Consider the following 15,667-nt stretch of genomic DNA (forward strand, 5'->3'; position numbering starts at 1 on the left):
AGGAGTCGGATCCGCTTGTTCGCCTCGCGGAGCTGCTTACGCTCGTCCTCGGTCAGGCCCGGCACGCGCCCGTCTTCGATGTTTGCTTTTTTCAGCCAGTTGAACAACGAGGCTTCGGAAATCCCGAAGTCTCTCGCAATCTGCGATAACGGGGCCCGGGCTTTACGGGCCACAGCCACGACATCGTCACGGAACTCTTTCGGATAGGGCTTGGGCAAGAGATACATCCTTCCAGCGAGGACGAATCCTCACAGATCAGATGTCAACCAAACCCGGGGCAGACCCAAAGACGTTCCGGACTGGAAAAGGATGCTTCCGGGGAAACTCTATAAAGACCTCAAGGCGTGGGCGAGGTTCTTCAATGAGCACGCGGATCATGAAACCGGGCTCTTCGGCTCCGAGGAGCTGCGGAAGCACTTCGATTTAGAAGGTGTCCGGCTCCGGGACGAGCTCGATGCACTGCTGGGCGACCGGTTCAAGTTCGTCTTATGGCTCTGGTTCTGAAATAGAGGGCTCGATGCGCTGAGTGGTCGGTTGGGGTGACTTAGATCGAATCTAAGTCACCCCAACCGACCACTCAGCGCATTGGGAACGAGGGCTAGTGCCCTTGCTTGAATCGCTCGATCGAAGCCTGGAGCTCGGTCTCTGCCGCAGCGCGGTCGGCCCAGCCATCGGCCTTGACCCATTTGCCCGGCTCGAGGTCCTTGTAGTGCGTGAAGAAGTGTTCGATCTCCTTGACCAGAAAATCATCCACATCGGAGAGCTCCTGGATATGGGCGTAGCGCGGGTCATCCAGCACGCAGAGCACCTTGGCGTCCCCGCCGCCATCGTCGGTCATATTGAAGACCGCGATCGGCCGCGCTTCCAGGACCACGCCGGGGTGCAGATCGTATTCGGGCAGGATCACCAGTGCGTCCAGCGGATCCCCGTCTTCGCCGAGAGTGTCATCGAAGAAGCCGTAGTGCGTCGGGTACTCCATGGAGGTGAACAGGATCCGATCCAGCCGCACCCGGCCCGTTTCGTGGTCTACCTCGTACTTGACCCGCGAACCACGCGGGATCTCGATGGTCACATCGTGCTTCATCTGTACTCCTTAGCAGCTTCTTAGCAACTTCCGAATCGCGACATGCGCGCGTTGATTCTCCCCGGTTCCGGGGCTCCCTTTACTATGAAGAATATAGGCGTCAGCGGCGCACCGGAGAATCCGGGCGGACCGGCTGCGCCACCAGCGGCCGCCGCTGGTGAAGATTCACCGGGCTAGTAGTTTCCTAGTAGTCCGCAGAACCGGCAGGGGAAAGCAACAAGCATGCGCAGAGTCACCCGCGCCGTTCAGATCGCGTCACTCGTCCTGGTCCTAGCCCTGCTGGCCATTCCCTTCGCGATCAACGCCGCCCCCGCGGTGTTCCTGCCGTCGCAGGCTGCGGAGGGACGCTCTGCCGAGCAGTCCCCGCCGACCGCACTGAATCAGATCGATATCGCCTCACTTCTGCAGGATAGCGGTTCGGCACCTGACCAGGGCCAGCTCAGCCAGGACCTCGATGCCGCACTGAGCTCAGTGCCCGGAACCTTCACTGGGCAGGTTCTGGATGCCGAGACCGGGGCCCAGATCTACGGACGCGACCCGCAGGCCGCCATGATTCCGGCGTCCAATCTGAAACTCCTCACCGCGATCACGGCGCTCGAGGTGATAGGCCCGGAATCCACTTTCGCCACTACGGCCCGGCTCCGGCCCGCAACAACGGGTGAGCCGGCAGCGCTCGTGCTCCAGGCTGGCGGCGATGCACTCCTGGGCGGGGGAGCCTCGGACCCCCAGGCAGTGGCTGGCCGGGCCGGGCTGAATACCCTCGCCCAGCAGACCGCTCAGGCGCTCGGTGCAGAGGCCGCTGCTGGGTACCAGCTGCTCGTGGATGATCGTCTATTTACCGGCCCGGCACTCAACCCGGCCTGGGAGTCAGGGGACGTCCAAGCCGGTGAGATCGCCCCGATTTACCCGATAGCCATCAACTCCGCTTTCCCGGTGCCCGGCAGTGGGCTGCCGCGGCCGGAAGACGCAGCGATGAATGCAGCGCAGAGTTTCGCGGCGTCCTTGGCGCAGTACGGGGTGTCCGTGCAGGGTCAGCCGGCGCGGCTCAGCGGCGACGCCGGAGCTCCGGAACAGGGCCGCGGACTGGCCTCGGTGCAGTCCGCCAGCGTCGGCGAGCAGGTCTCCTACATGCTCCGCAATTCGGATAACTACCTCAGTGAAGTGCTGGCCAGGATGAGCGCGGTCACCGCCGGCCGGGCAGGCAGCTCGGATGATGCCATCGCGGTGACCCGACAGACCCTGAGCGGTCTCGGGCTGGATATGACCGGCGTCGTCCTGGCCGATAACGCGGGCCTGTCATCCCGGGATCGGCTCAGCGCCGCCCAGATGACCGCTGCGGTGCAGCTCATCGCCCAAGGCCCGGATCCAGTTCTGCGGCGCGCGCTGGAAGGCCTGCCGGTCGCCGGGCTCACCGGAACTTTGGAGAATCGTTATGCGACCGCGGCGACTGCATCCGGTGCCGGGCTGATCCGGGCGAAGACCGGCACCCTGAACACCGTGATGACGCTCTCCGGTACGGTGGTGAACTCAGAAGGCCGCCTGTTGCTTTTCTCCTTTATGGCCAATGACCTCCCGGGCGGGGCCGGCAGCGCACCCCCGGCGCTGGACCGGGCTGCCGCGCGCTTAGCCGGCTGAACCGGCTTGATCGGCTCAATCGGCTGTTCTGCCTGAGCTGTTCTCGCTGATTTATGCCCGCGGAGCCGCCGACTGTGATGTGATGGTCAGGTGAGTAGCGCAGAGGAATTGAGTCATCAGGACGGCGACCCCGGCGACGGCCGTTTGGTCAACTGGGACCTAGCGGCATCGACCGCGGCGAAGCTCGCGCCGGCCGGCCCCAAGATCACCGGTGAGGAGATCAGTGCGGTGGTCGCTGACCTGCGTCGACTGGCAGACCGTGCCGTGCCCCATGTCCATGAGATCACCGGACTCGCAGCCGCCGAGGACTTACGGGATTCTCAGGTGCTGATCGTGGATCGCTCTTCCTGGGCCAAGGCGAACACGCAGAGCTTTGCGGTCATGCTCGCATCCACTCTGGCTCGTCTGGAAGTGCGGGCGCACCGCACGGAGAGCGGGCGCAGCAGCATCTCCCCGGCAGGGCGCCGGATCAGCGGCACGGTCACCGGCGCGGAGCTCGGTGCGGTGCTGGCCTTCCTCTCCTCGAAGGTCCTCGGCCAGTACGATCCTTTCGCCGCGATGCTGCCGGGATCCCAGATCCCCCCGGCAGGCCGGCTGCTCCTGGTCGCGCCCAACATCATCTCCGTGGAGCGCGAGCTGGGCGTCGACCCGGCGGACTTCCGGCTCTGGGTCTGCTTGCACGAGCAGACCCACCGCGTGCAATTCGCGGCGGCACCCTGGCTGCGGGACCATATGCTCTCCGAAGTGGATCAGCTCTCCGGGCTGCTGCTGGGCAATATGGACAATCTGGGTGAGCGGGTCGCTGCGGCGATTCGCTCGGTTTCCGGACGCAACGGGAGCAGCGGGAGCAAGGACGGGGAGAAAGAGGGAAACCAGGACGGCGTGCTGGAACTCGTGCAGTCGCCCGAGGAGAAAGCCGCGCTCTCCCGGCTCACCGCACTCATGAGCCTGCTGGAAGGCCATGCCAATGTGGTGATGGATGCTGTGGATGAGTCGATCGTGCCGACGGTCAGGATCATCCGGCAGCGCTTCGCCACTCGCGGCAAAGATCGCGGCGTGATAGAACGGCTGCTGCGCAACCTCATGGGCTTGGACGCCAAGATGCGGCAGTACTCCGATGGCGCCCGCTTTGTCCGGGCCGTGGTCGACAAAGCCGGGATGGCCGGCTTCAATGAGATCTGGGCGGGCCCGGAGCGGCTGCCGACTGAAGCGGAGATCCACGACCCGCAGCTCTGGCTGGACCGGATGGGCTGGTGACCGCTCCCGGGACGCCTCAACCGGGCGAGTCCCGGCGGATCAGACCCAGCCTGCCACCGCTTGTCGCCAAAGCTCGGAAACTTCTGGCGGCCACATTCTCAGCAGAGGGTCTTTCGGATAACGCACCGGTACTCATCGCCTGCAGTGGCGGCCCGGATTCAATGGCGCTCGCAGCAGCTGCCGCGTTCTTCACCCGCAGCAGGAGTAAGCGCAGGCCCGTCGGTGCGGTGATCATCGACCACGGTCTGCAAGCGGAGAGTTCCGCGGTCGCCGAGCGAACCAGGCAGAACCTCGAGGCTCTGGGCCTGTCCGCCGTGCTGGTCCGATCAGTGCACGTAGCCCAGGGAACGAAAGCGCCGGGGGAGCAGCCCAGTTACGCTGGTGGTTTGGAGGCTGCAGCACGTGAAGCCAGGTACACCGCGCTCGCCGAAGCATCGCGGGAATGGGGTGCCGCAGCGGTGCTTCTGGGCCACACCCGGGACGATCAAGCCGAACAAGTGCTCCTAGGCCTGGCACGGGGTTCCGGCACACGTTCTCTAGCCGGGATGCCGGCTCGCCGAGAGTTCCACGGCGAAGTCTTCCTCCGGCCTTTTCTCAGCCTGAGCAGGGCCGAGATCGAGCAGCTGTGCGAACTGGAGGGCTTGAACCCGTGGCAAGACCCCAGCAATGCTGATCCGGCTTTCGCCCGCTCCAGGGTCCGGCACCGGGTGCTTCCCGAGCTGGAGCTCGAGCTGGGCCCCGGCATCGCTGCGGCGTTAGCCCGTTCTGCGAGCATTCTGAGCGATGATGCGGACCTGCTGGACACCCTTGCAGCGGCTGAATTCAGCCGGCTCGCCGTGCGCGAGGAGCCCGCTCGAATCGCTTTCGACCTATTGGAGCTCAGGGCTCTGCCGACTGCTCTGCGCCGGCGGGTGCTAGCCCTCGCCACGACCTCCCTCGGCGGAGAGCAGCCGAGCTTCGAGCGTCTGCTCGCGGTCGAATCGCTTCTGGAGGGCAGAGGCTCCGCCGGTCCGGTGCAGCTGGCCGGCAAAGTAACCGGGTGCCGCCGGAGGGCCGGCGGCTATGCGAGACTAGTGCTGCAACAGCAGTAGCACTCATCAGGAGCATCGGTGGATTCACATGACGTGGAAGCAGACCTCAAGCACGTTCTCTACAGCAAAGAGCAGATTCAGGAGCGTGTGGCGCAGCTCGCCGAACGCATCGATGCGGACTTCCAGGGCAGGGATGTGCTGCTCGTGGGAGTGCTCAAAGGCGCAGTCATGGTGATGGCTGATCTTGCGCGGGCTCTGCACAGTCACGTCACGATGGACTGGATGGCGGTTTCTTCCTACGGTTCGGGAACCCAGTCCTCCGGTGTGGTACGCATTCTCAAGGATCTGGAGACCGATCTGATGGGCAAGCACGTGCTCATCGTCGAGGACATTATCGACTCCGGGCTGACGCTTTCCTGGCTGCGCACCAACCTGATCTCCCGGGGCCCCGCCTCGGTAGAGATCTGTACTCTGCTGCGCAAGCCGGAGGCCGCGAAAGTGGAGATCGACGTCAAATACGTCGGCTTCGACATCCCGAATGAATTCGTGGTTGGCTATGGCCTGGATTTCGCGGAGAAGTATCGCAATCTGGATTTCGTCGGCACGCTGGCCCCGCACGTTTACGAATAATACCGGCGGTGCGAGCCTGGGATTTTTCGAAGAGATTCCGCCCTGGGGGAACTTCTGGGCCTGATTATGCGTGATTGCCTGAGGGCAGTGTAAAGCTAGACCTGACACCAGGGGAGCGCCGTGCGTTCCGCGCGGAGCACTCGCCTGGATAGTTCGCTGCCCCAGCGTCGGCAGAAAACCTCAGCAGGAAGGACGGGGCCTGAGCCCCGAAGCACATGGACATCAAGAAGATCTTCCGAGGCCCTGTGGTCTGGATCGGGTTAGTCGTGGTCCTGATCCTGCTCGGGGTTTCGCTTTTCCCGATGGGCGGGGCGGCTCGTGTCGATACCTCTGAGGGAATGTCGCTGATAGCCGGCGATCGGGTGGAGTCCGCCAAGGTTTACAACGAAGGCCGGATAGAGCTCGTCTTGAAGAGCGATCTCACCGAGGACAACCAGAATCTCGGCAAGAACATCCAGTTCACGGCGGTGCAGGACCGTATTGCCGAGGTGATCAAGGAGCTTGAGGCGGCCAATGTCGCAACGGTCGACGATCAGCCCCTGCAGAACAACTTCTGGGCAGGCTTCCTGCAGCTGCTGATCCCGCTGATCATCCTCATCGCCATCTTCTGGTTCCTGATGTCCAGGATGCAGGGCGGCGGTTCGAAGGTCATGCAGTTCGGCAAGTCCCGGGCGAAGCTGATCACCAAGGACATGCCCCAGGTGACCTTCGCAGATGTTGCGGGAGCCGATGAGGCTGTCGAAGAACTGCACGAGATCAAGGAGTTCCTGGAAGACCCCTCGAAATTCCAGGCCGTGGGGGCGAAGATCCCCAAGGGCGTTCTGCTCTACGGCCCTCCCGGTACCGGTAAGACGCTGCTGGCGAAAGCCGTAGCCGGTGAGGCCGGGGTGCCTTTCTACTCGATCTCCGGTTCTGACTTCGTGGAGATGTTCGTCGGCGTGGGTGCCAGCCGGGTGCGGGATCTCTTCGAGCAGGCCAAGACCAATTCCCCGGCGATCATCTTCGTCGATGAGATCGACGCCGTGGGTCGGCATCGCGGCGCCGGCATCGGCGGAGGCAACGATGAACGGGAGCAGACGCTCAACCAGCTCCTGGTGGAGATGGACGGCTTCGACGCCACGACGAATGTCATCCTGATCGCGGCCACCAACCGACCGGATGTGTTGGACCCTGCGCTTTTGCGTCCCGGCCGCTTCGACCGGCAGATCCCGGTGGAGCCACCGGACCGCGCCGGCCGCGAGCACATCCTCGAAGTGCACGCCAAGGGCAAGCCCATCGCTCAGGGCGTGGACCTCAACGCGGTCGCCAAGAAGACCCCCGGATACACCGGTGCGGATCTGGCCAATGTGCTCAACGAAGCGGCGCTGCTCACGGCGCGCTCGAACGCGCAGCTCATCGATGACCGCGCCCTGGATGAGGCCATCGACCGGGTGATGGCCGGCCCGCAGAAGCGGACCAGGATGATGAAGGAGCGGGAACGGAAGATCACCGCTTATCACGAAGGCGGTCACGCGCTGGTCGCCGCCGCCCTGCGCTACTCGGCTCCGGTCACCAAGATCACCATCCTGCCCCGCGGCCGCGCCCTGGGGTACACCATGGTGGTTCCGGACGATGACAAGTACTCGGTGACCCGGAACGAACTGCTGGATCAGATGGCGTATGCCATGGGCGGTCGGGTCGCCGAGGAGATCGTGTTCCACGACCCCTCCACCGGAGCTTCCAATGACATCGAAAAAGCCACCGGTACGGCCCGGAAGATGGTCATGGAGTACGGGATGAGCGAGAAAGTCGGTGCGGTCAAGCTCGGCAGCGGCAGCGGAGAGCCTTTCCTGGGCCGGGACGCCGGGCGGGACCGTGATTACTCCGAGGACGTCGCGGCTCTGATCGACGAGGAAGTGCGCCGGCTCATCGAGCAGGCCCATGATGAAGCCTATGCCGCGCTGACCGAGAACCGGGACGTGCTCGACCGCCTCGCGCTCGAGCTGCTGGAACGCGAGACGCTCAATCAGGCCGAGGTCGAGGAGATCTTCCGCGATCTGCGCAAGCGCGAGCTGCGGGATGTCTGGCTCTCTTCCGAGGCCCGGCCGGTTTCCGATATCCCGCCGGTGATCACCGAGCGGGAGCGCCGGGATGCGGCGGAGGCCGGGGACCCGGACCCGCAGACGCTCAGCCCGCAGGAGCAGATCGCCGCGGCGAATATCTCCGGGCCCGCGGACGTTCCAGGCAGCGGCTCATCGGAGGGCGGGGAAGTACCGCCTTCTAGTGGAGGAGCCGGCGGCGCATCTGGGGCTAGCCAATCTGAGGCCGCTCAGAAAGGCGACGAGGAGTAAACCGTGTGCGAGCCGGAGGATGATCAGCTCAGCACGCCGGCGGACGCCGTCGAAGCAAGCGCAGTGGATATGCCCCGGATCGAGGCCGCGGTCCGGGAGATCCTCCTTGCCATCGGCGAGGATCCGGATCGCAGTGGCCTCGCGGAGACTCCGCAGCGGGTAGCGCGCGCCTACGCCGAAGTCTTCGTCGGCCTGGGGCAGGATCCCGCAGATGTCCTGGCGCGCACCTTCGATCTTTCGCATCAGGAGCTGGTGCTGGTCAAGGACATCCCGTTCTACTCCACCTGCGAGCATCATCTGGTGCCCTTCCACGGAGTAGCCCACATCGGCTACATCCCCTCCGCGGATGGTAAAGTGACCGGGTTGAGCAAGCTGGCCCGGCTGGTGGATGTCTTCGCCCGCAGGCCCCAGGTGCAGGAACGGCTCACCACGCAGATCGTGGACGCGCTCGTGAAACACCTGGCCCCGCGCGGAGCCATCGTGGTAGTGGAATGCGAGCACCTGTGCATGTCGATGCGCGGGGTGCGCAAGCCCGGTGCGAAGACGGTGACCTCAGCCGTCCGGGGTATCCTGCACGAACCAGCTACGCGTGCCGAGGCGATGAGCCTCATCCTTGATCGATAATCGCCCATCCGCCCCAAGACTCTCCCAGATCGCTTAAGGAAGCCCCATGGACTCACTAGCCGCAGCCCCGGGAACCGGGCCCGCGACCTCCCCCCTGCCGACGATCCGGCCGGTCCGGGCGAAAGCCAGCTATGACAAGCTGCCCACCGACCGGGCAGTGATCTTCGGCGTCCTCAACGTCACCCCGGACTCTTTCAGCGACGGGGGGGCCTACGATTCCCTGGACAGCGCCATCGCCCACGGCCTGCGGATGTTCTACGCCGGGGCGGACGTCATCGACATCGGTGGCGAATCCACTCGCCCGGGTGCCGAGGAAGTCGACCCGGAGACCGAACAGCAGCGCATCATGCCGGTTGTCGAGGCCATGGTCAAAGCCGGTGCGCTGGTCAGCGTGGATACCCGGCACGCGAGCACCGCGGCGGCGGCTCTGGACGCCGGGGCGGGAATCATCAACGATATCTCCGGCACCAGCGCCAGCCCGGAGATGATCGCGCTGATCGCCGAGCGGAAGGTGCCGTATGTGCTGATGCACCGCCGCGGAGATGCGAAGACCATGGACTCGCTGACGCAGTACGACGATGTGGTTCAGGAAGTCATCGCCGAGCTCAGCACAGCCCGGCAAGCCTTCTACGACGCCGGGGTGAGCCCCGAGCAGATCATCGTGGACCCGGGCCTCGGCTTCTCCAAGACCACCGAGCAAAACTGGCAGCTGCTGGCCGCACTCAGTAGCTTTTCCGTCCTGGGCAACCGGGTGCTCGTGGGCACGTCCCGCAAACGGTTCCTGGGCACACTGCTCGCCACCGCGGGCAAGGCTGCTTCTCCTCAGGAGCGCGACCACGCGACCGTGGCGACGACCGCGCTCGCGGCGGCTCAAGGCGCCTGGGGCGTCCGGGTGCATGACGTGACGGGCAACCTCGATGCCGCCAAGGTCGCAGCCCGGCTCGCAGCTGCGGCTCATGCGGATGCGCCGGCAGATTGAGTGTTGACCCCTTGAGGTCTCGTCCGGACCAGATCGCCCTGACCGGTATAAGAGCTATCGGCAGGCACGGGGTGTTCGAGCAGGAGCGCCGTGATGGCCAGCCTTTCATCGTCGATGCCACGCTCTTCACCGATATCCGCGCTGCTGCGGCCGCCGATGATCTGAGTTCAACCGTCGATTACGGTGCTGTCGCTGAGCTGATCGCCGCGATGATCACGGGCGAGGCCTACGATCTGATCGAAACCCTGACCGAGCGCATCGCCGCAGCCATCCTCGAGGGCTTCCCGGTATCCGCGGTGGAAGTGACCGTGCACAAGCCGGAAGCCCCTCTCCAGGTGCCGTTCGATGATGTGGCGATCACTGTGTACCGGGAGCGGGCATGAGCGGGTTCGGCGCAGCGGCCGCCCCGGTGCGCGCCATCCTGGCCCTTGGTGCGAACCTGGGCGAGCGGGCCGACACCCTGGCCCAGGCAGTGGCGGATCTGGCAGCGCATCCGCGGGTGCGGTTATGCGATGCCTCCCCGGTGGTGCAGACCGAAGCGGTCGGTGGACCGGCGGGTCAGCCCCCGTATCTCAATATGGTCATCGAGGTGGAGACGGATCTGCCGCCGCTGGAGCTGCTGCGGCACACCCAGGCGGTGGAGAACCGCCACCATCGGGAACGCGCCGTGCGCTGGGGGCCGCGCACCCTGGACGTGGACATCATCATCTACGGTGCCGAAGTCTGGGATGACCCGGAGCTGACCCTGCCGCACCCGCGAGCGGCGCAGCGGGCTTTCGTGCTGGCCCCCTGGGCGCAGATGGACCCCGATGCCCGGCTGGGCGAGCGGCTGGTGCGCGAGCTCGCAGCGGAAGCCTCCGATGCCGCCGGCGTGGAGAGCTTCACCGGCTGAGGATCTCGGCACAACCAGTCAGCTTTCTCCGCTCCGATGGGTATTCTGGAAGAGACAGCCGACCGCTCGCACTGAAGGACATGATGGCCCGGAGACTGCACACGGTACGCCCCGGCGGCCTGGTAGTGGTTGTCTGCGTTTTCGCTGCCCTGGGCTGGCTCGGCACGCTTTTCGCGGCCCGGCTGAGCTGGCCGACGCCGAGCCTGCCGTACACCACGGTGGTGACCTTGGCGGTAGTGGCGGCTCTGCTCGTCGTGCTCGGCTTAAGGGTCCGGGCCTGGCGCGACGGCCAGCGGAAACGGCCGTTGAACCCCCTGTTCGCCACGCGGATCCTGCTCCTGGCGCAGTCCAGCAGTTACGCCGGTGCCGTGCTCTTCGGCTGGCACACCGGGGTGCTCGTGGACGCTCTGAACGCGCTAGGCTTCGGCGCTCCCGCCGCCGTGGTGGTCCGGCCGCTGGTGCTGATGGGCGGTGCGGCGCTGATGATCGCGGCCGGTCTGGTGGTGGAGCGGTTCTGCCGGATCCCACCGGAAGACCCGGATGCGGTAAGCGGAACCCCGGGTGCTGGCGGTGGCGAAGGTTTGGCTTGAGCCGTGCCGGGCCCGGCTCTGCCAGTGTCATAGAGGTGCCATAGACTGGCGTGAACGAAGCTGCTGCTAGCCGAACTGCTCAGGGAAACCGAGCGGGAATACACGAGAACACCGAGGAAGCGCGATGGCCGAGCCGATTGATCCGGACGGGATCCAGTGGATCCGGGTATCGGACAAGCTGATAACACTCACCCTCTTGCATTCGGCGCTGAGCGCCCTGATGGTGCTGGCGATCTTCGCGCTCCCGTTAGTGCTCATGGCCAACGGGGCGTTTTCGGCTCTCCCCGCGTGGCTGGCCTGGTCGGCTTTCGGGATCGTCTTGCTGGCTGTGGTGTGGCGGCTGCTCTTGATTCCCCGGCAGGTGCGGGCTATCGGCTTCGCGGAGCGCGCCGAGGATCTGCTGATCCGCAAAGGCATCTTCTTCCGACGCCTGCTCGTGGTGCCCTATGGCCGGATGCAGTACGTGGATGTCGCCGCCGGTCCGCTGGAGCGGTGGCTGGGCCTGGCGACGCTCAAACTGCACACCGCCGCCCCCGGCACGAACGCGCTCATCCCGGGCTTGCCCGCGGCGGAAGCTGCGCGGCTGCGCGAACAGCTCTCCGCGCTGGGCGAATCTCAGCTGGCGGGACTGTGAGCCTGCCGCCATCGAATCAGCCGGCCGGTGCTGAGCTGAACCGTGCCCCAGGAGTTCCTGGCGGCGAGGTTCCCACAGTTCCGGTCCTTCCCGCAGATCCGGTAGAGCAATGGCATCGGGTGCACCCCGCGTCTCCGGCGATCCGGGGCTGGCTGGCACTGGTCGCGATCGTGGTGATCTTCAGCCGTAATTTTATCGAGCGCTTCTTCTCCGATGGTGCTGTCGGTTCAGGGGGGTCCAGGGGCTCTGGCGGGTGGCCGACCTGGCTCGCCGTCGTGCTGATCCTGGTGCTCATCGCCGCGATCGGCATCGGGTTCATGCTTTCCTGGTACTTCACGCGCTTCCAGGTGACCCGGGATCATGTCCGGGTCAATACTGGAGTGATCTTCCGTCAGCAGCGGCAGGCCCGGATCGATCGGGTGCAGGCCATCGATATCATCCAGCCTCTGCTCGCCCGCATCCTCGGCCTGGCCGAGCTTAAGTTCGATGTCGCGGACGCGGGCAAGTCGACGATGCGCCTGGCTTTCCTGAAGCATGATGAAGCTCAGCAGCTCAGGGCCTCGATTCTGGCCAGGGCAGCCGGTTTACAGATGCCGGAGGGATCTTCCTACACACCAGGTGCTGCCTCGCAGGTCCCGGAAGCACCGGAACGCGAGGTCCTTCGCCTGTCCCCGGGCCGGATCATCGCCTCGGTCGTGGTCTCCTGGGTCACATTGGTCTTCTTGGTGCTTGCCGGGGTGCTGATCTGGTTGGCTTCGCTCCAGCTCTGGGGCGCCCTGATCGGTCTCATTCCCCTAGCTTTCGGTCTGGTGGGGTCCTTCTGGCAACGGTTCGCGAAAGAGTTCAATTTCCGGATCGCCGTTTCCGCAGCCGGTGTGCGGTTGCATTACGGTTTAGTGGAAACCCGTTCCCAGACCATTCCGCCGGGGCGCGTGCAGGCAGTGGGCATTGATCAGGATCCGTTGTGGCGGCTCTTCGGCTGGTACCGGGTCCGGGTGAATGTGGCCGGTTACGGAGCAGAGCAGACCGAGGAGCGCAGCACCGTGCTGCCCGTGGGGACGCGCCAGGAGGTTTTCGCGGTGCTCTCCTTGGTTTTCCCGGATCCGGGCACCGAGAATCCCGAACGAGTCTTCACCGCGGGCCTCGACGGCAGCGGATCCGCCGAGGGCTTCCGGCATTCGCCCGCCGCTGCGCGGTGGATCGACCCGCTGAGCTGGCGCAGGAACGCCTACCGGGCTACGGAGACCGCGCTGCTGTGCCGGCACGGTGTGCTGTTCCGTCAGTTGCAGGTTGTGCCGCATGCTCGCACTCAGTCCCTGCAGCTCAATCAGGGTCCATTGCAGCGCCTGCTGGGCTTGGTCAGCATTGTTCTGCATTCCACGCCGGGGCCGGTGCGGCCCCGGGTCAAGCACCTCGCGGTGCAGGCCGGCCGGCAGCTCTTCGCCGAGCAGGCGGAGCGGGCGGCGAAAGCGCGGCGGCTGTCCGCGCCGGGGCGCCAGTCGGCAGAGCAGCTAGATCCTGACAGGAGCGCGCATGAACCCGGCCGGTGAAACTCTAGGAGCTACGCCGGCTAAGCCCGGGCGCCTGGGCATCGGAGTGATCGGGGCAGGCAAGGTCGGCGCGGTCCTCGGGGCTGCGCTGCGGGCCACGGGGCACGCGGTGATCGGGGCCTCCGCGGTGTCTGAAGATTCCCGGGAGCGCGCCGAGGCGCTACTGCCGGGGGTCCCCGTGCTGGGGATACCGGAGATCGTCGAACGCGCTGAGCTGGTGCTGCTCGCGGTTCCGGACGACGCCCTGCCGGAATTGGTGCAGGGCTTGGCGGAACTGGGTGCCTGGCAGCCCGGTCAACTGGTGGCGCACACTTCGGGCCGGTACGGCGTCGGCGTGCTGGCACCCGTGCGCGCAGCCGGCGCGGTGCCCCTGGCGATGCATCCGGCGATGACCTTCACCGGGCTGAGTTTGGATCTGTCCCGACTCGTGGACTGCAGCTTCGGGGTGACCGCGGATCCCGCCATGCTGCCCATCGCGCAGGCCCTGGTGGTGGAGATGGGGGCCGAGCCAGTGGTGATCGCAGAGGCTGATCGCCCGCTGTACCACGTCGCCTTGGCCCACGGGGCGAATCATCTGGTGACGCTGACCGCGCAGTCGGCGCAGCTGCTCAGCAGCATCGGCGTTGAAGCCCCGGAGCGCTTGCTGAGCCCGTTATTACGGGCTTCCCTGGAGAACGCGCTGGCTTCTGGCGAGCACGCGCTGACCGGACCCGTCGCCCGCGCTGATACCGGGACACTGCGATCGCATATCGAGGCGCTGGCAGAAGCCGTAACGGAGGTTCCGGAGGCGGCCGCGGCCTATCAGGCCATGGCGGAGGCGACTGCTGCGCGTGCGGCAACACGCGGCCGGCTGAGCGCCCAGCAGCACGATGCAGTGCAAGAGGCGCTCGGCGTTGGCCGGGGTGCTTCGGTGTATCCGGCCAATGCCGAGCACGATACTGAAGAACCACACGATACTGAAGAACCACACGATACTGAAGAACCACACGATACTGAAAAATCAGAGGAACAGTGACTGCGCGGTGACTATCGAGATCGTGCGGACCGTCGCTGAGCTGCGCGAGCTCTCGGCGGGGCTGCTGCACCGAGCGGCGGAGCGCTCCCCAGATCCTTTGAGTCTGGGGCTGGTGCCGACGATGGGGGCTTTGCATGAGGGCCACGCCAGCCTGGCGGCTGCCGCGGCGGCGGAGTCCGCGGTGAGCATCGCCTCGGTTTTCGTCAATCCGTTGCAGTTCGGCGATGTTGCCGACCTGGGCCGCTACCCGCGCACCCTGGATGCCGACGCCGAGCTGCTGGAAGCGGCCGGGGTGGATATCGTCTTCGCGCCGGCGGTGGCAGAGATGTACCCCGGCGGCGATCCGCTGATCCGGATCGAGGCCGGAGAGCTGGGGGGAGTGCTCGAAGGCGCATCCCGGCCCGGGCATTTCAGCGGCGCGCTCACCGTGGTCGCCAAACTGCTGCATTACGCCATGCCGTCAGCGCGCTATGCCAACGGGCGCGGTGTCGAGTACCGCGCATACTTCGGGCAGAAAGACGCCCAGCAGCTTCTGCTGGTGCAGCGCATGGTGCAGGACTTGAACTTTCCGGTGCAGATCATCGGGGTGCCCACGGTAAGGGCTCAGGATGGTCTGGCATTGTCCAGCCGGAACAGGTTCCTCTCCGAGGAGGAGCGGCGGGCCGCTCTGGTGCTGCCACGGGCTCTGGGACTGTTGGCCGAGCGTTCCCGTGCTGGTGATGCCTTGGATCTGGATTCTGCGGCGGCCCTGGTGCGCAGCGAACCGCTCGTGACGCTGGACTATCTGGAAGTGGTTGATCCTCGAACGCTAGTCCCGCTAGTCCCGGAGGCTCGGCAGGGGGCTCGTCCTGGCAGCCTGGCGCTCATCGCGGCTCAGGTAGGGCGGGTTCGGCTCATCGACAATATGTTCCTGGAGTAGATTCCGGACCTTGAGTACGGGGCCGCTTTCTTGGTTCCTGAAAAGATTGTCAGAAATATTCTATCGAAAGCTTGAAATTATAAAAGTAGACGGTGTAGCCTCGAATCACAATAATCCACCTAGTGGTTAAAAAGTCACAGAAGATGAGGAGAACATCATGGCCAATCTGAATGTCACCTATGACGAGCTAGAAGCAGCCGGCGCACAGCTCAATAATGGCCGCGCTGACCTGGAAGCCAAGCTGAATGAGCTCCAGCGCCAGATCCAGGCGCTCGTATCCAGCGGCTACGTCACGGATAGCTCATCCAAGGCTTTCGAAGCCGAGTACCAGCAGTTCACCCAGGGCGCCCAGCAGGCCGTGAGCGGCCTGGAAGGCCTCGCGGCCTACCTGCGTCAGGCGGCTGATGTGCTGCGATCGACTGACCAGCAGCTCGCCAGTCAGCTAGGTCGCTGATTCTCTCCAGGGGTGGGAACCCTGATGTTCGTGCATCAGCGCT

General features: G+C 65.2%; 18 protein-coding genes. 16 read left to right on the forward strand and 2 right to left on the reverse strand.

Going from position 1 to position 15,667, the window contains the following annotated elements; all coding sequences use genetic code 11:
- On the reverse strand, positions 1-218 hold a 218-nt coding region (locus C501_RS14555; protein ID WP_026174449.1), incomplete at its 3' end, for a transposase.
- A gap of 91 nt (positions 219-309) precedes the next feature.
- Between C501_RS14555 and C501_RS0103590 the strand changes: the two genes are divergently transcribed.
- On the forward strand, positions 310-504 hold the full coding sequence (locus tag C501_RS0103590; RefSeq protein WP_018134263.1) for a hypothetical protein: 195 nt from the start codon (positions 310-312) through the stop codon (positions 502-504).
- A 94-nt stretch (positions 505-598) separates the two neighbouring features.
- Here the strand turns inward: C501_RS0103590 and C501_RS0103595 are convergent, their stop codons facing one another.
- Complete coding sequence (locus C501_RS0103595; protein ID WP_018134264.1) at positions 599-1,084, reverse strand: inorganic diphosphatase; 486 nt, start codon at positions 1,082-1,084, stop codon at positions 599-601.
- Positions 1,085-1,306: 222 nt separating this feature from the next.
- Here C501_RS0103595 and dacB point away from each other — a divergent pair, with 222 nt between their 5' ends.
- The 15 genes from dacB (at position 1,307) to C501_RS0103670 (ending at position 15,624) form a co-directional block, all read left to right on the forward strand.
- Positions 1,307-2,719: a D-alanyl-D-alanine carboxypeptidase/D-alanyl-D-alanine endopeptidase gene (gene dacB / locus C501_RS0103600; RefSeq protein WP_018134265.1), complete on the forward strand. Its 1,413-nt coding sequence runs from the start codon at positions 1,307-1,309 to the stop codon at positions 2,717-2,719.
- 90 nt (positions 2,720-2,809) lie between these two features.
- Positions 2,810-3,976 (forward strand): zinc-dependent metalloprotease, encoded by a 1,167-nt coding sequence (locus C501_RS0103605; RefSeq protein WP_156807608.1) that lies wholly within the window; start codon positions 2,810-2,812, stop codon positions 3,974-3,976.
- On the forward strand, positions 3,973-5,067 hold the full coding sequence (gene tilS / locus C501_RS0103610) for a tRNA lysidine(34) synthetase TilS (RefSeq protein WP_018134267.1): 1,095 nt from the start codon (positions 3,973-3,975) through the stop codon (positions 5,065-5,067). Before C501_RS0103605 ends, tilS begins: the two co-directional genes overlap by 4 nt.
- 18 nt (positions 5,068-5,085) lie before the next feature.
- A complete protein-coding gene (gene hpt, locus C501_RS0103615; RefSeq protein WP_026174573.1) occupies positions 5,086-5,637 on the forward strand; it encodes a hypoxanthine phosphoribosyltransferase in 552 nt (183 codons plus the stop codon).
- Positions 5,638-5,852: 215 nt separating this feature from the next.
- Positions 5,853-7,967, forward strand: a complete 2,115-nt coding sequence (ftsH, locus tag C501_RS0103620) for an ATP-dependent zinc metalloprotease FtsH (protein WP_018134269.1) — start codon at positions 5,853-5,855, stop codon at positions 7,965-7,967.
- Between the two features lie 69 nt (positions 7,968-8,036).
- The gene (folE, locus tag C501_RS0103625) at positions 8,037-8,591 is read left to right on the forward strand and encodes a GTP cyclohydrolase I FolE (RefSeq protein ID WP_211206340.1); all 555 of its coding nucleotides are present in this window, start codon (positions 8,037-8,039) and stop codon (positions 8,589-8,591) included.
- Positions 8,592-8,637: 46 nt separating this feature from the next.
- Positions 8,638-9,570 (forward strand): dihydropteroate synthase, encoded by a 933-nt coding sequence (folP, locus tag C501_RS0103630; RefSeq protein WP_018134271.1) that lies wholly within the window; start codon positions 8,638-8,640, stop codon positions 9,568-9,570.
- A gap of 11 nt (positions 9,571-9,581) precedes the next feature.
- Positions 9,582-9,953: a dihydroneopterin aldolase gene (gene folB, locus C501_RS0103635; RefSeq protein WP_043568136.1), complete on the forward strand. Its 372-nt coding sequence runs from the start codon at positions 9,582-9,584 to the stop codon at positions 9,951-9,953.
- Complete coding sequence (folK, locus tag C501_RS0103640) at positions 9,950-10,462, forward strand: 2-amino-4-hydroxy-6-hydroxymethyldihydropteridine diphosphokinase (protein WP_018134273.1); 513 nt, start codon at positions 9,950-9,952, stop codon at positions 10,460-10,462. The genes folB and folK overlap by 4 nt, the downstream gene beginning before the upstream one ends.
- An 80-nt stretch (positions 10,463-10,542) precedes the next feature.
- The gene (locus tag C501_RS12400) at positions 10,543-11,052 is read left to right on the forward strand and encodes a DUF3180 domain-containing protein (protein ID WP_018134274.1); all 510 of its coding nucleotides are present in this window, start codon (positions 10,543-10,545) and stop codon (positions 11,050-11,052) included.
- Between the two features lie 124 nt (positions 11,053-11,176).
- Positions 11,177-11,686, forward strand: coding sequence for a PH domain-containing protein (locus C501_RS0103650; protein WP_018134275.1), 510 nt, complete (start codon positions 11,177-11,179; stop codon positions 11,684-11,686).
- Entirely contained in the window at positions 11,683-13,236 is a 1,554-nt protein-coding gene (locus tag C501_RS0103655; protein WP_018134276.1) for a PH domain-containing protein, read from the forward strand. Before C501_RS0103650 ends, C501_RS0103655 begins: the two co-directional genes overlap by 4 nt.
- Entirely contained in the window at positions 13,220-14,251 is a 1,032-nt protein-coding gene (locus C501_RS12405; RefSeq protein WP_018134277.1) for a Rossmann-like and DUF2520 domain-containing protein, read from the forward strand. Before C501_RS0103655 ends, C501_RS12405 begins: the two co-directional genes overlap by 17 nt.
- A gap of 7 nt (positions 14,252-14,258) precedes the next feature.
- Entirely contained in the window at positions 14,259-15,170 is a 912-nt protein-coding gene (gene panC, locus C501_RS0103665) for a pantoate--beta-alanine ligase (RefSeq protein WP_018134278.1), read from the forward strand.
- 157 nt (positions 15,171-15,327) lie between these two features.
- Positions 15,328-15,624: a WXG100 family type VII secretion target gene (locus C501_RS0103670; protein WP_018134279.1), complete on the forward strand. Its 297-nt coding sequence runs from the start codon at positions 15,328-15,330 to the stop codon at positions 15,622-15,624.
- The last annotated feature ends 43 nt before the right edge of the window (positions 15,625-15,667 follow it).

The organism is Acaricomes phytoseiuli DSM 14247 (genome assembly GCF_000376245.1).
Taxonomy (GTDB): domain Bacteria; phylum Actinomycetota; class Actinomycetes; order Actinomycetales; family Micrococcaceae; genus Renibacterium; species Renibacterium phytoseiuli.

Bases quoted from the DNA above. Each gene is read 5' to 3' on its own strand.
- C501_RS0103590 (WP_018134263.1), top strand. From the start codon at position 310: ATGCTTCCGGGGAAACTCTATAAAGACCTCAAGGCGTGGGCGAGGTTC.
- C501_RS0103595 (WP_018134264.1), bottom strand. From the start codon at position 1,084: ATGAAGCACGATGTGACCATCGAGATCCCGCGTGGTTCGCGGGTCAAG.
- dacB (WP_018134265.1), top strand. From the start codon at position 1,307: ATGCGCAGAGTCACCCGCGCCGTTCAGATCGCGTCACTCGTCCTGGTC.
- ftsH (WP_018134269.1), top strand. From the start codon at position 5,853: ATGGACATCAAGAAGATCTTCCGAGGCCCTGTGGTCTGGATCGGGTTA.
- folE (WP_211206340.1), top strand. From the start codon at position 8,037: ATGCCCCGGATCGAGGCCGCGGTCCGGGAGATCCTCCTTGCCATCGGC.
- folP (WP_018134271.1), top strand. From the start codon at position 8,638: ATGGACTCACTAGCCGCAGCCCCGGGAACCGGGCCCGCGACCTCCCCC.
- folK (WP_018134273.1), top strand. From the start codon at position 9,950: ATGAGCGGGTTCGGCGCAGCGGCCGCCCCGGTGCGCGCCATCCTGGCC.
- C501_RS12400 (WP_018134274.1), top strand. From the start codon at position 10,543: ATGATGGCCCGGAGACTGCACACGGTACGCCCCGGCGGCCTGGTAGTG.
- C501_RS0103650 (WP_018134275.1), top strand. From the start codon at position 11,177: ATGGCCGAGCCGATTGATCCGGACGGGATCCAGTGGATCCGGGTATCG.
- C501_RS12405 (WP_018134277.1), top strand. From the start codon at position 13,220: ATGAACCCGGCCGGTGAAACTCTAGGAGCTACGCCGGCTAAGCCCGGG.
- C501_RS0103670 (WP_018134279.1), top strand. From the start codon at position 15,328: ATGGCCAATCTGAATGTCACCTATGACGAGCTAGAAGCAGCCGGCGCA.